The 12,447-nt window shown below is 60.0% G+C and carries 10 protein-coding genes and 2 pseudogenes; 6 read left to right on the top strand and 6 right to left on the bottom strand.

Going from position 1 to position 12,447, the window contains the following annotated elements:
• The first annotated feature begins 19 nt into the window (after window positions 1–19).
• The 3 genes from QCE62_RS22765 to QCE62_RS22755 all read left to right on the top strand — a co-directional run bounded on the left by QCE62_RS22765 (window position 20) and on the right by QCE62_RS22755 (window position 3,212).
• Window positions 20–655: a glutathione S-transferase family protein gene (locus QCE62_RS22765; RefSeq protein ID WP_309923435.1), complete on the top strand. Its 636-nt coding sequence runs from the start codon at window positions 20–22 to the stop codon at window positions 653–655.
• 121 nt (window positions 656–776) lie between these two features.
• Window positions 777–2,420, top strand: coding sequence for an acyl-CoA synthetase (locus QCE62_RS22760; RefSeq protein ID WP_309923433.1), 1,644 nt, complete (start codon window positions 777–779; stop codon window positions 2,418–2,420).
• Window positions 2,421–2,432: 12 nt separating this feature from the next.
• On the top strand, window positions 2,433–3,212 hold the full coding sequence (locus tag QCE62_RS22755) for an enoyl-CoA hydratase (RefSeq protein ID WP_309923431.1): 780 nt from the start codon (window positions 2,433–2,435) through the stop codon (window positions 3,210–3,212).
• Window positions 3,213–3,236: 24 nt separating this feature from the next.
• Here the strand turns inward: QCE62_RS22755 and QCE62_RS22750 are convergent, their stop codons facing one another.
• From QCE62_RS22750 to adh, 5 genes are all read right to left on the bottom strand, one after another.
• Entirely contained in the window at window positions 3,237–4,286 is a 1,050-nt protein-coding gene (locus tag QCE62_RS22750) for a phage tail sheath C-terminal domain-containing protein (RefSeq protein WP_309923429.1), read from the bottom strand.
• Window positions 4,287–4,681: 395 nt separating this feature from the next.
• Complete coding sequence (locus QCE62_RS22745; protein ID WP_309923427.1) at window positions 4,682–5,734, bottom strand: phage tail sheath C-terminal domain-containing protein; 1,053 nt, start codon at window positions 5,732–5,734, stop codon at window positions 4,682–4,684.
• Window positions 5,735–5,841: 107 nt separating this feature from the next.
• Window positions 5,842–6,891 carry a phage tail sheath C-terminal domain-containing protein gene (locus tag QCE62_RS22740; RefSeq protein WP_309923425.1) on the bottom strand — a complete coding sequence of 350 codons (1,050 nt, stop codon included), beginning with the start codon at window positions 6,889–6,891 and terminating at the stop codon, window positions 5,842–5,844.
• A gap of 449 nt (window positions 6,892–7,340) precedes the next feature.
• Window positions 7,341–7,730: a DUF779 domain-containing protein gene (locus tag QCE62_RS22735; protein WP_309923424.1), complete on the bottom strand. Its 390-nt coding sequence runs from the start codon at window positions 7,728–7,730 to the stop codon at window positions 7,341–7,343.
• Window positions 7,731–7,798: 68 nt separating this feature from the next.
• Window positions 7,799–9,319 (bottom strand): aldehyde dehydrogenase, encoded by a 1,521-nt coding sequence (gene adh, locus QCE62_RS22730; RefSeq protein ID WP_309923422.1) that lies wholly within the window; start codon window positions 9,317–9,319, stop codon window positions 7,799–7,801.
• A gap of 528 nt (window positions 9,320–9,847) precedes the next feature.
• Between adh and QCE62_RS22725 the strand changes: the two genes are divergently transcribed.
• The 3 genes and pseudogenes from QCE62_RS22725 to QCE62_RS22715 all read left to right on the top strand — a co-directional run.
• Window positions 9,848–11,245, top strand: coding sequence for an OFA family MFS transporter (locus tag QCE62_RS22725; protein WP_309923420.1), 1,398 nt, complete (start codon window positions 9,848–9,850; stop codon window positions 11,243–11,245).
• Window positions 11,246–11,265: 20 nt separating this feature from the next.
• Window positions 11,266–11,403: an oxalate:formate antiporter gene (locus QCE62_RS22720; protein ID WP_309923418.1), complete on the top strand. Its 138-nt coding sequence runs from the start codon at window positions 11,266–11,268 to the stop codon at window positions 11,401–11,403.
• A 415-nt stretch (window positions 11,404–11,818) separates the two neighbouring features.
• Window positions 11,819–12,136 (top strand): annotated as a pseudogene (locus QCE62_RS22715) (IS5/IS1182 family transposase); the annotation flags it as partial.
• On the opposite strand, the pseudogene QCE62_RS22710 reads toward QCE62_RS22715, so the two are convergent.
• Window positions 12,095–12,217 (bottom strand): annotated as a pseudogene (locus tag QCE62_RS22710) (transposase); the annotation flags it as partial. The pseudogenes QCE62_RS22715 and QCE62_RS22710 overlap by 42 nt on opposite strands.
• Window positions 12,218–12,447 lie beyond the last annotated feature (230 nt).

Here is a 12,447-nt window from a genome sequence, read left to right as displayed (position 1 = left end):
CTGTCCCGGGACTAACGCCATGACAATCGAACTGCATACCTGGAACACGCCGAACGGACGCAAGATCAGCGTCGCACTGGAAGAAATGGAGCTGCCGTATGTCGTCAGGCCGGTGAACATCGGCAAGGGCGAACAACATGCGCCCGACTTCCTGCGCATCAGCCCGAACAACCGCATCCCGGCGATCGTCGATCCCGACGGTCCGGAAGAGAAGCCAATCAGCGTCTTCGAATCCGGCGCCATCCTGCTCTATCTCGGCGAGAAGACCGGCAAGTTTCTTCCGTCAAGCCTGCGCCATCGCGTGCCGGTGCTCGAATGGCTGATGTGGCAGATGGGCGGCTTCGGCCCGATGCCTGGGCAAGTGCACCATTTTCGCGCCGTCGAGCCGGAAAGTGATCGTCGTTACGGGCTGAAGCGCTATTCGGATGAAACCCGCCGCCTCTATCGTGTGCTCGATACCCGTCTCGGCCAGGTGGAGTTCGTCGCGGGCGCCTTGTCCGTCGCGGATTTCGCGATCCTCGGCTGGGCCTGGCGCCATGAGCGCCATGAGGTTTCTCTCGGCGACTTTCCCAACGTGAAGCGCTGGTACGACGCCCTGTTCGCGCGCCCGGGCGTGCAGCGCGGCTTCGCCGTGAAGCTGGATGACCTCGCCTGATCAGGGCAAACCATGAGCGACCTGGTCATCAGGAAAATGCCACTCGCGGGCATGATAACAACCAGCTAATCAAGAAGGGTGACACTGACTCACCCGCACCATTGCGCACAGGGAGAAGACAATGTCCACCGGCATGTACGAAGACCATTTGCCCAAAACCGCCGCCAACTTCGCGGCGCTCACGCCGCTCTCGTTCATCGAGCGCGCTGCGTCGGTCTATCCGGCACGCCCCGCCGTTGTGCATGGCAACCTCAGGCGCACCTGGGCCGAGACCTATGCGCGCACGCGAAGGCTCGCCTCCGCGCTTGCGGCAGGTGGCATCGGCTTCGGGGATACCGTGGCCGCGCTGCTGCCGAACACGCCCGAAATGGTCGAAGCGCATTTCGGCGTGCCGATGTCGGGCGCCGTGCTTAACACACTCAATACGCGCCTTGACGCCGCCACGCTGGGCTACATGCTGACGCATGGCGAAGCAAAGGCGGTACTCGTCGACCGCGAGTTCTCCGACGTCATGCGCCGTGCGCTCGAGGACGTGCCGCAGAGCGTGCTCGTCATCGACGTCGACGATCCGCAGTACACCGGCGCGGGCGAACGCATCGGCGAAATTGAATACGAGGCGTTGCTCGATAGCGGCGATCCCGCATACGAATGGTCGCCGCCCCCGGACGAATGGAACGCCATCTGCCTGAACTACACGTCGGGCACGACCGGCAACCCCAAGGGCGTCGTGTATCACCATCGGGGCGCGTATACGAATGCCCTCAGCAACATCCTCGAATGGGACATGCCGAAACACGCCGTGTATTTGTGGACCCTGCCGATGTTCCATTGCAACGGCTGGTGCTTCCCATGGACCGTGGCCGCCCGCGCGGGCGTGAACGTGTGCCTGCGGCGCGTCGATGCGAAAGGCGTGCTCGACCTGATCCGCAGCGAAGGCGTCACGCATTACTGCGGCGCGCCGATCGTGCAGAACCTGCTCGTTAACGCGCCGGATGAATGGAAGGCCGGCATCGACCAGACCGTGCACGCGATGGTTGCGGGCGCCGCGCCGCCTGCCGCGATGATTGAAGGCATGGAGCGCATGGGCTTCGAGCTGACGCATGTGTATGGGCTCACGGAGGTCTACGGCCCCGCCACTGTATGCGCGCAGCAAGCCGAGTGGAGCGCGCTCGATGTTCACGAGCGCGCGCATCTCAATGCCCGGCAAGGCGTGCGCTATCACTTGCAGGACGCCGTGACCGTGCGCGATCCACACACGATGGAACAGGTGCCCGCTGACGGCGAGACCATCGGCGAGATCATGTTTCGCGGAAACATCGCGATGAAGGGCTATCTGAAGAACCCGGCCGCTACCGAAGAAGCGTTCCGGGGCGGCTGGTTCCACACCGGCGATCTCGCAGTCGCCTGTCCGGACGGCTATGTGCGCATCAAGGATCGCAGCAAGGACATTATCATCTCGGGCGGCGAGAACATTTCGAGCATCGAGGTGGAGGACGCGCTGTACGGGCATCCGGCCGTGCTGGCGGTGGCCGTCGTCGCGAAACCGGACGAGCGCTGGGGCGAAACGCCCTGCGCGTTCGTAGAGCTCAAGGCGGACACGCAGGTCAGTGCCGAGGAACTGATTGCGTATTGCAAGTCGAAACTTGCGAGCTTCAAGGTGCCGCGCGCGATCGAATTCTGCGAGCTGCCGAAGACTTCGACCGGCAAGATCCAGAAGTTCGAACTGCGCAAGCGCGCCGGATCAGTTGCGGCGCTCAATCTCTGAAGGAGCGGATCAATGAGCGAACTGGTGCGAATCGAACAGGACGCGTACGGCGTCAAGGGCGTCGTCACACTCACGATGAATCGGCCGGAAGCCTTCAACGCGCTGTCCGAGGCCATGCTCGAAGCGCTCGAACACGCGTTGCGGGAAGTGGCTTCGTCGGAGGCGCGCGTGCTCGTGCTGGCCGGCGAAGGCCGCGCGTTCTGCGCGGGGCATGACTTGAAGGAGATGCGTGCCGAGCCTTCGCGCGAGTATTACCGCGCCCTCTTCGCACGCTGCACCAGGATGATGCTGACTATTCAGCAGATGCCGCAGCCGGTCATCGCGCGCGTGCACGGCATTGCGACGGCAGCGGGATGTCAATTGGTCGCCATGTGCGACCTGGCGGTGGCGTCGAGCGATGCGCGTTTCGCGGTATCGGGCGTGAACCTCGGGCTGTTCTGCGCGACGCCCAGCGTGCCGCTGTCGCGCAACCTGTCGCGCAAGGCAGCGTTCGAGATGCTGGTGACCGGCGATTTCATCGATGCCGCCACGGCGCGGGAACGCGGTCTCGTGAACCGCGTGGCCCCGCCGGGCGATCTCGATGATGCCGTCCGCAAGCTGGCCGCGAACATCGCGGCGAAACCGCGTGAAGCGGTTGCGGCCGGCAAGGGCTTGTTCTACCGGCAACTCGAGAACGGCATCGAGGACGCGTATGCGCTTGCATCGGAAACGATGGTGTGCAACATGATGGAAGACGTCACCCTCGAAGGCACGCAGGCGTTCATTGAAAAGCGGCCGCCGCGTTGGGAGTGAGCGGTTGAATCACCAGGCGGGGACTCATGCGCCTTCGAGGTTCTGCGTGAATTGCAGGATGATGAATTCCGCCGGTCGTGAAGCGGCCAGTCCGATCTTCATGATCATCTTGCCTTGCGCAATGTCCGTGTCCGACATCGTCACACCTTTGCCGATCTGCACGAAAAACGCTTCTTCCTCGGAGATGCCCATCAAACCACCCTGCTGCCATATGCTCCGCAAGTAGCTCGTCACAGCGGATCTTGCTTTCTCCCACGTATGTGGGACGTTTGACTCAAACATCAGCGTGTTCATTGCTTTCCGGATGTCCCGCTCGACGCTGAGGAACAGACGCCGTACCGACACATAGCGCCAGTCGTCACTCTCATCCAGCGTCCGCGCGCCCCAGATGACCGGATTCTGATCCCGGAATGTGCGGATCATGTTGATCGCCGGTGCTGACATGTACTCGGCTTGGAGATCATCGGTAACCTGGTACTTGGGTTTGAGACTTGCAGGCAACGCGATGTTGGCGGGTGCTTTCCATACACCCCGGGTTCGATCGTTCTGACCGTAGAGTGCTGCAACGACCGCGCTTGGCGCAATATCAGCATCGGTCCATCGCGCCTTGAGCCAAGGATAGTAAGCTGCCGCCAGCGCGCTCGAGCCAAGATTGGTCGGGCGGCTTTGAATGGTGAGTTCTTCCTCTGGACCGTCCAGAATGAAAAAGAGTCCATCGGCCACATCCAGGCTAGAGAATTCCGGAATAATGTCGAAGGCATTCGCGACTACAAGACTGATTGTCGAACCCAGAGAACTTGCCTCCTGTTCCAGGTAGTCGTGTGAGACGGCATAGCAAGGTCCACCACCGGCTTCGAAATAAGCGCGAAGTCCCGCGATGGCGGGTCTTTTAACATCCAGGTCCGCTCCGAAATATCTCGCGACCTCCATATAGGATTCGAACCTGACCGCAGTGCTTGAGAAATCAGCGTTCATGCTGAATAGCGGAATCGCGGTCGGAGCGGTGCTGACCGAAAATGTCGGGGAATCGCTCTCTGCTATATAGACACCGGGAAAGCTTGTAGTGACGCTCATTGGACTCTCTCCTGCTTGGTGAATGTATGCTCAGCGCGGTACGCTGAGCACCGACGTCCCACCCGCCACCTCTCGCAGCTTGAGGTGAAAAATGAAACGGGCTCTTGCACGGAGAACACGCTCCGCAGTACTGTCATGCTTCAACTCGCCTGACGCTTATAGTGACAGCAAGCCGATATGTGCCTTCGGCCCACATCAAAATATGACTATGTTAGGAACAGAATCGAGCACGAAACGGCGGGGCGGCGTATTGTTCGCACCACCGGATCGAGCGGCACATCGAGGACGCCTCTGCGCTTGCATCGGAAACGAGGGCGTGCAACATGATGGACGACGTCACGCTCGAAGGCATGCAGGCGTTCATTGAAAAGCGGCCGCCGTGTTGGGAGTGAGTGTCAGCCGCCCGGCATGCTCTGCGTGAACTGGATAACGATGAACTCGGCGGGCCGCACGGCGGCCAGGCCGATTTTCATGATCATCTTGCCCTGCGCGATGTCGGGATCCAGCATCGTCACCTCCTTGCCGATCTGTACGAAGTAGGCTTCATCCTCCGACGCGCCAGCCAGTGCGCCTTGTTTCCACAATCCGTGCAGATAACTGACGGCTGCCGAGCGGACCTTCTCCCAGGTCAGAGGTGTGTTTGGCTCGAACAGCATCTGCTCCATTGCATTCTGCAGGTCGCGCTCGACGCTGCTGAACAGCCTGCGTACGGCCACATAGCGCCAGGCGTCCGTATCGTCGAGCGTACGCGCGCCCCAGACGAGGGGCGTCTCGTCGCCGAACGAACGAATCATGTTGATGGCCTTTCCCTGGTTGTATAGCCCCTGGATGTCGTCCGAGACTTTGAACTTTGGCGTATAGCCCCGAGGCAGAGGGAGGTTGGAAGGTGATTTCCAAATTCCTCGGGTAGCGTCGTTCCGGCAATAGAGACCAGCAACCAGCGCGCTCGCTGGAATATCGCTCGTCGTCCAGCTTGCGCGCAGATAAGGGTAGTACATCGCGGCATGGGACGTGGCTGCATAGCCGGCGTCAAAGCCTGCCGCAGTGATCTCCTCATAGGGCCCGTCAAGGATGATGAAGAGGGTGGGATCGATATCGAGGATGCTTTGAATCTGCGAAGTGAGGTCATTGGCAAGTGCAACGATCAGGGTGATTCTCCTTTTCAGTGCTTTTACTCCGTCCAGCACATGAAAAGGCTCGATCGCGTAGCAAGGGCCGCCGCCGCATTCGAAATAGCCACGAAGCGCCCATGATTTCTGATCGTTCGTCTTGATGTTTCCGCCATGGTAATTGACGACATCGAACCAGTTATCGAATCGAACTGGTTCAGTCGAGAAGTCGCTGCCCATGCAGAACAGAGGTATGGTCGATGACGAGCGAGTCACGCTGACCGTCGATGAAGCACTCTCACAGACATAGATGCCGGGATAAGTTGTCGTCTCATTCATCTTTCATTTTCCACATCGGTCAATGGCGAGCGTCATGCGTGCCAAGGGACGTCATTCCATGTACGTGCCCGCCCGCAAGCAATGAACAGCTGCTTTGTACGCAGGCCTTAAGCGCTTTGCACGTTCTGCGTAACCTCAAGGATGATGAATTCCGCAGGCCGTGTCGCTGCCATGCCGACACGGACGATCATCTTTCCCTGCTCGATTTCGTCCTGCGACATCGTGACGTTCTTGCCGATCTGCACGAAAAACGCTTCTTCCTCGGAGACGCCCGTCAAACCACCCTGCTGCCAGAGGCTGCGGAGATAACTGGTGACAGCCGATCTCACCTTCTCCCAGGTGTTAGGCATATTGGGTTCGAACATCAGGGCGTTCATCGCGGCTCTAATATCGCGCTCGGCACTGATGAACAGACGCCGTACCGGCACATATCGCCATTCGTCGGTCTCATCCAGCGTACGTGCGCCCCAGACAACCGGGTTCTGATCATGAAATGTACGAATCATGTTGATCGCCGGCGCTGACATGTACTGCCCCTGGAGATCATCGGATACTTTGTACTTCGGTGTGAAACCTGCGGGCAATGGCATATTGGCGGGCGCTTTCCATACTCCGCGGTTCTTGTCATTCTTGCAGTAAAGCGCTGCCATGACCGCACTTGGCGCTATGTCAGCCTTGGTCCACTTCGCTCTGATCCAGGGATAGTAGACGGCCGCCAGTGCATTCTTGCCATAGCGCGTCGGGCGGTCTGCGGTGGTGAGTTCGTCCTTGGGTCCATCCAGGATCAGGAAGATCCCATCGTCTGGCTTCAGATCCTGGAATTCAGGGGGAATGTCGAAACTGTTCTCGACGATCAGATTGACTGTTGAGGACAGTTTGCCAGCCTCTCTTTCGAGGTAGTCGTGTGAGACAGCATAACAAGGCCCGCCGCCTGCATCGAAGTAAGCCCGAAGTCCCGCTGTTGCGGCATCCTCAAGATCCATACCGGTTCCGAGATAATTGACGACATCGAGCCAGTATTCGAACCTTACCGCCGTGCCGGAAAACTGATAGTGCATGCTGAACAGCGGAACCGTGGTCGAAGCGGTCCCGACCGATAATGCCGGGGATTGATCTTCCGTTACATAGACACCGGGAAAGCTTGTAGTCACAGCCATGAACCCTCTCCTGTTCGGGAAATGCAGGCTCGGCGCAACACGCCCAGCCTTGACGGCACCGCCTGCGACATCTCGTTCTTTGATGTAGAAGATGAAACAGGTCTCGACCCGAGAAGAACCTCACCGGGAGCAAGTTCATGCCTGCAATGCGGAGCCTCGCACGCGAACTTCGTCACCAGAAGCGCGATGCTTCACGCGCCTGGCGGGCCTGAGTTCGCCTGACGCCCATAGTGAAGTCGGGAAGTTATATGCCGTTAGCCTGCATCAGAATATGACTTTATTGATGCAGAGCATTGAGTGCGAAGTCATCAAACAGGAAGCGATAACCCGAGCCGATAGTTTTCAATCGGACGAGGCATCGCTGGCAAGCGGAATTGTTTCGTGCGCGTTCGTTTTGTGAGGAGTCGCTTCCGGCGCTGAAGCACAAACGACGATACGCATCGTCGTGTCTATTCCACTTTTTCTACCGGATGTCTCTCGAGCCACGCATTCTCGTCATCGCTATACAAGCGCGAGCGCGTCAGAAACCGCAATCCCGAAGGCCGCTCCAGCGAGAACATCCCGCCATTCCCCGGCACGGCATCGATGATGAGCTGCGTATGCTGCCAGTACTCATACTGCGATTCGGTCATGTAAAACGGCACGCCGCCGATCGCCCCGAGCTTCACGTCGGATCCTCCGACCATGAATTCGTTGACCGGAAAGCACATCGGCGCACTGCCGTCGCAGCAGCCGCCAGATTGATGAAACAATACCTCGCCATGTTCGGCCTTGAGCCTCTCGATCAGCTCGATCGCGGCCGCTGTCGCCGTCACGCGCTGCACGTCCTGTTCGCTCATGATGTCCCCGTTCTTGAAAACGGCCGCCGCTGGAATCAGCGGCGGCCTCACAGACTGCTGGAAAGGCTTTAGAAGAAGCCGAGCGGCTTGTCGCTATAACTGACGAGCATGTTCTTCGTCTGTTGATAGTGATCGAGCATCATCTTGTGATTTTCCCGCCCGATGCCCGACTGCTTGTAACCGCCGAACGCCGCATGCGCCGGATAGGCGTGATAGCAATTGGTCCACACGCGTCCCGCCTGAATCGCACGGCCGAAGCGATAGGCCCGCGTACCGTCGCGCGTCCATACACCGGCGCCCAGTCCATAGAGCGTGTCGTTGGCAATGTCGAGCGCCTCTTCCTCGGTCTTGAAGGTCGTCACGGACAACACCGGTCCGAAGATCTCTTCCTGGAAGATGCGCATCTTGTTATGGCCTTTGAAGACGGTCGGCTTGATGTAGTAGCCGTTCTTCAGCTCGCCGTCGAAGCTCCTGCGCTCGCCGCCGGAGAGGCACTCGGCGCCTTCCTGTTTGCCGAGATCGATATACGAAAGAATCTTCTCCAGCTGCTCCTGCGAAGCCTGCGCGCCGATCATCGTCTTCGTATCGAGCGGATGGCCTTGCGAGATCGCCTCAACACGCTTCAGCGCGCGTTCCATGAAGCGCTCATAAACCGACTCCTGAATCAGCGCGCGCGACGGACACGTACACACCTCGCCCTGATTCAGCGCGAACATCGTGAAGCCCTCGAGCGCCTTGTCGAAGAAACTGTCGTCGGCGTTCAGCACGTCCTCGAAGAAGATATTCGGGCTCTTGCCGCCCAGCTCCAGCGTGACCGGAATCAGGTTCTGGCTCGCGTACTGCATGATGAGACGGCCCGTCGTGGTCTCACCGGTGAAGGCAATCTTCGCAATGCGCTTGTTCGATGCGAGCGGCTTGCCGGCCTCCAGACCGAAGCCGTTGACCACATTGAGAACGCCCGGCGGCAGCAGGTCGTGGATGGTTTCCATCAGCACGAGGATGGAAGCCGGCGTTTGCTCGGCGGGCTTGAGCACCACGCAATTGCCTGCGGCCAGCGCGGGCGCAAGTTTCCAGATCGCCATCAGGATCGGGAAGTTCCACGGAATGATCTGTCCGACGACGCCCAGCGGCTCATGAAAGTGATACGCGACCGTATCGTGATCGATCTCCGAAATGCCCCCTTCCTGCGCGCGCGCCGCCGCCGCGAAGTAACGCAAATGGTCGATGGCCAGCGGAATGTCGGCGGCCATGGTCTCGCGCAGCGGCTTGCCGTTGTCGATGGATTCCGCCACCGCGAGGCGCTGCAGGTTCTGCTCCATGCGTTCCGCGATCTTCAGCAGCACGTTCGAGCGGTCCGTGACCGACGTCCTGCCCCATGCCACCTTGGCGGCGTGCGCCGCGTCCAGCGCGGCTTCGATGTCGGCCTCGCGCGAGCGCGGGATCGACGTGAACGGCTCGCCTGTGATCGGCGAGATGTTGTCGAAGTACTCGCCACCCGCTGGCGCAACCCACTTGCCGCCGATGAAGTTGCCGTATTGCTTCTTGTACGGGTACTCCGTGCTCAGGAACTGCATCTCCGCGTGATTCATTCTGTGTGCTCCTCGCATGTCGACGTGAACGAGCCGGCACAGCCCTTGGCCGGCGCCGGTCGCTCTGGTTTGCGAGTTCCGTGCCATGAGCCCGCCGCACGCATGGCGGGTTCGCCGACCGCATCGGCATGCGGCTCAGCACGATGTGCTCAGGGTTTGTACGGGAGATCGGGCGTTGTTCACATTCAGAACAGCTGCGCCCGGCTGTAGCGATGCGCCACACCGGCCGGTGCTGATCGGCCCATGCAAAAAGTGTCCTGCGCTGAGGGCAAACGCTTATGGCACGAGTGTTCATATTGCAAAGCCTTTCACAGTTGTCTATGTTCATGCCCAGCCGTGGCAAAGCGCCGCATGCATATGTGCTCTTGCAGCATGTTTGTGACGCGAAATGGCCTTGCAGCCGCAGGATGCAAACCGCATCGCGCGCCTGCATGAACCACGGCGGGCTGCTGCACCGGCGACCCCGGCGCACGCACCTCAGTAACGATGCGCGCGCACGTGCTTGCATGACGCGCCACGGAGACCACCATGAACAGCACAATCAATCAAGGGGCCGCCCACGGCCCGACACCTTTCTTCTCCAAGGAGGCGACCATCGCCCGGCCCGGATTCTCGCGCTGGATGGTGCCGCCCGCCGCGCTCGCTGTTCACTTGTGCATCGGTCAGGCCTATGCATTCTCAGTGTTCAACGCCCCGCTCACGAAGATCATCGGCATCACCAAGTCGGCGCCGGATGACTGGACGCTGACCACGCTCGGCTGGATCTTCTCGCTCGCCATCGTGTTCCTCGGCCTCTCGGCGGCCTTCGCCGGCAAGTGGCTCGAAAAGGTCGGCCCGCGCCGCACCATGTTCACGGCGGCCTGCTGCTTTGGCGGCGGCTTCCTCGTCTCGGCGCTCGGCGTCTATCTGCATCAGATCGCGCTGCTGTATCTCGGCTATGGCGTGATTGGCGGCATCGGACTGGGGCTCGGTTATGTGTCGCCGGTCTCCACCTTGATCCGCTGGTTTCCGGACCGCCGCGGCATGGCCACGGGCATGGCGATCATGGGCTTCGGCGGCGGCGCGATGATCGCCGCCCCCGGCTCCGTCGCGCTGATGAACTACTTCAAGAGCGCCACCAGCGCGGGCGTGGCGGAAACCTTCCTCGTGCTCGGCGTGCTCTATTTCATCTCGATGACGATCGGCGCGCTCGCCATCCGCATTCCGCCGGCGGACTGGAAGCCGGCCGGCTGGACGCCGCCCGTCACCGCCAGCAAGATGATCACGAAGAACCACGTGCATATCGACCAGGCGCTCAAGACGCCGCAGTTCTATCTGCTGTGGCTCGTGCTGTTCCTCAACGTCACGGCGGGTATTGGCGTGCTCGGCCAGGCTTCGGTGATGATCCAGGAGAGCTTCAAGACGTCGATCACCGCAGGCGCGGCGGCCGGCTTCGTCGGGCTGCTGTCGCTGTTCAACATGGGCGGGCGCTTCGTGTGGGCGTCGGCGTCCGACTGGATCGGCCGCAAGAACACCTACTTCGTGTTCTTCGTGCTGGGCGCCGTGCTGTACTTCCTCGTGCCGCGGTTCGCCACCGCCGGCAACATCGCCCTGTTCGTGCTCGCCTACGGCATCATCCTGTCGATGTACGGCGGCGGCTTCGCGACCATCCCCGCTTATCTCGCGGACATGTTCGGTACAGCGTTCGTCGGCGGCATTCATGGACGTTTGCTCACTGCGTGGGCGGCGGCGGGCATCGCCGGTCCGGTGCTGGTCAACTATGTCCGTGCCTATCAGGTCGCCCACGGCGTCACCGGCGCGGATGCCTACACGATGACGCTGCACATCATGGCCGTCCTGCTCGTGATCGGTTTCGTCTGCAACCTGCTCGTGACGCGCGTGCACGAAAAGCATCACATGAACACGTCGGCGCAGACCGCGAACTGACTGAAGAAAGGAGATTCGCAATGAATTCGCGTAACGATATCCAGCAAGGCAGTTCGTCGAACACGGGACTGCTGGTGCTGTTCTGGGCTTATGTACTGATCCCGCTTGCATGGGGCGTGACGAATACCCTGACGCAGGCCGTCAAGCTGTTTCATTAAGACGCGGCAAGCTTTGAAATGGCGCGCCGGGCGATTGGCTTTCGAGCCGATCGCCCGGCGTGTTTGTTTTTGCGGCTTGTGCGGGACTATCCCTTCAGCCGTCTTGCGCCGCCTGCGCAAAGGCGGTATTCAGATAACGAACAAGCTTGGTACAGGCAAAACTGAAAGGCTGGGCGGGCTGTTCAAAGATCTCTTTTTTTGAACGCGCGCCCGCTCATTCGAACGAGGCAGCGACGTAGAGCCCCAACTGAAAACGACGCCGAACTTTGTTGATTCAGGTGCTGCTGATCTCGCATTGCTCTCCGAGTCTGCTTTCATACCGCCCGAGCAGCCAGCGTTCGCATACGCGTCAGGTTGTAGGGTGCCTGAGTCAACACAAAGCATTGGTCGACGCGCTTCAGACCTCGATACGGCCAGTCTGCTTAACGTGACGGTGGAGACCACACGCGTGCGCGGTCATCTGTCGGGAGAGCATTTCGGTGTCGATGACACACTCGTTCAGGCTTGGGTTGGGCACAAGAGCTTGGTGCCCAGGACCGGATCGGAGCGGATCGGATAACGACTCGTCGGCTGATGGTGGCGGCAGTTCTCAAGAGAACTGGTATTGCAAGAAACGTAGCAACGATACGCATGAATCAGCACCGACGCTCAGGCGAAACTGTAGAGTCGCGGCACCGGAGCGATGCTTTGCCATGAACCAGCGAAACAGCATGTCATAGAAGATTTGCTCCATCAGAATGCGTTCGCTTCGAATCGAATACAGCACTTGCAACAGCAGCGCGCGAATCAGCTTCTCTGACGCGATGCTCGGACGCGATTCGGTGTAGCCGTCCGCTCCGCGCGTCGTTTTGGTCTCAGTGTCGCTTGATTCCTCAGATCAGCCTTTGCTCCTCCTGCCCGGATGACCCGCATAGAAGGTTTTCCAACAGCATGGCCAGTGCTGAGGTAAGCGGCTCGTCTCGACCGTTGTAGGGGGTGACCTCAGTACGCAGCACAATGATGTCCATCACTTTCGATTGATGGACACCACTTTGTCAGAGTTCT

This window comes from Caballeronia sp. LZ033 (assembly GCF_031451265.1).
Lineage (GTDB): Bacteria > Pseudomonadota > Gammaproteobacteria > Burkholderiales > Burkholderiaceae > Caballeronia.
The sequence above is the reverse complement of the archived record's forward strand: the minus strand, read 5'-3'. Positions and strand labels throughout refer to the sequence as shown.

Excerpts from the sequence above, each read along its gene's own strand:
- QCE62_RS22720 (WP_309923418.1), top strand. The coding sequence starts at position 11,266 with ATGAATTCGCGTAACGATATCCAGCAAGGCAGTTCGTCGAACACGGGA.
- adh (WP_309923422.1), bottom strand. The coding sequence starts at position 9,319 with ATGAATCACGCGGAGATGCAGTTCCTGAGCACGGAGTACCCGTACAAG.
- QCE62_RS22740 (WP_309923425.1), bottom strand. The coding sequence starts at position 6,891 with ATGGCTGTGACTACAAGCTTTCCCGGTGTCTATGTAACGGAAGATCAA.
- QCE62_RS22760 (WP_309923433.1), top strand. The coding sequence starts at position 777 with ATGTCCACCGGCATGTACGAAGACCATTTGCCCAAAACCGCCGCCAAC.
- QCE62_RS22750 (WP_309923429.1), bottom strand. The coding sequence starts at position 4,286 with ATGAGCGTCACTACAAGCTTTCCCGGTGTCTATATAGCAGAGAGCGAT.
- QCE62_RS22735 (WP_309923424.1), bottom strand. The coding sequence starts at position 7,730 with ATGAGCGAACAGGACGTGCAGCGCGTGACGGCGACAGCGGCCGCGATC.
- QCE62_RS22755 (WP_309923431.1), top strand. The coding sequence starts at position 2,433 with ATGAGCGAACTGGTGCGAATCGAACAGGACGCGTACGGCGTCAAGGGC.
- QCE62_RS22725 (WP_309923420.1), top strand. The coding sequence starts at position 9,848 with ATGAACAGCACAATCAATCAAGGGGCCGCCCACGGCCCGACACCTTTC.
- QCE62_RS22765 (WP_309923435.1), top strand. The coding sequence starts at position 20 with ATGACAATCGAACTGCATACCTGGAACACGCCGAACGGACGCAAGATC.
- QCE62_RS22745 (WP_309923427.1), bottom strand. The coding sequence starts at position 5,734 with ATGAATGAGACGACAACTTATCCCGGCATCTATGTCTGTGAGAGTGCT.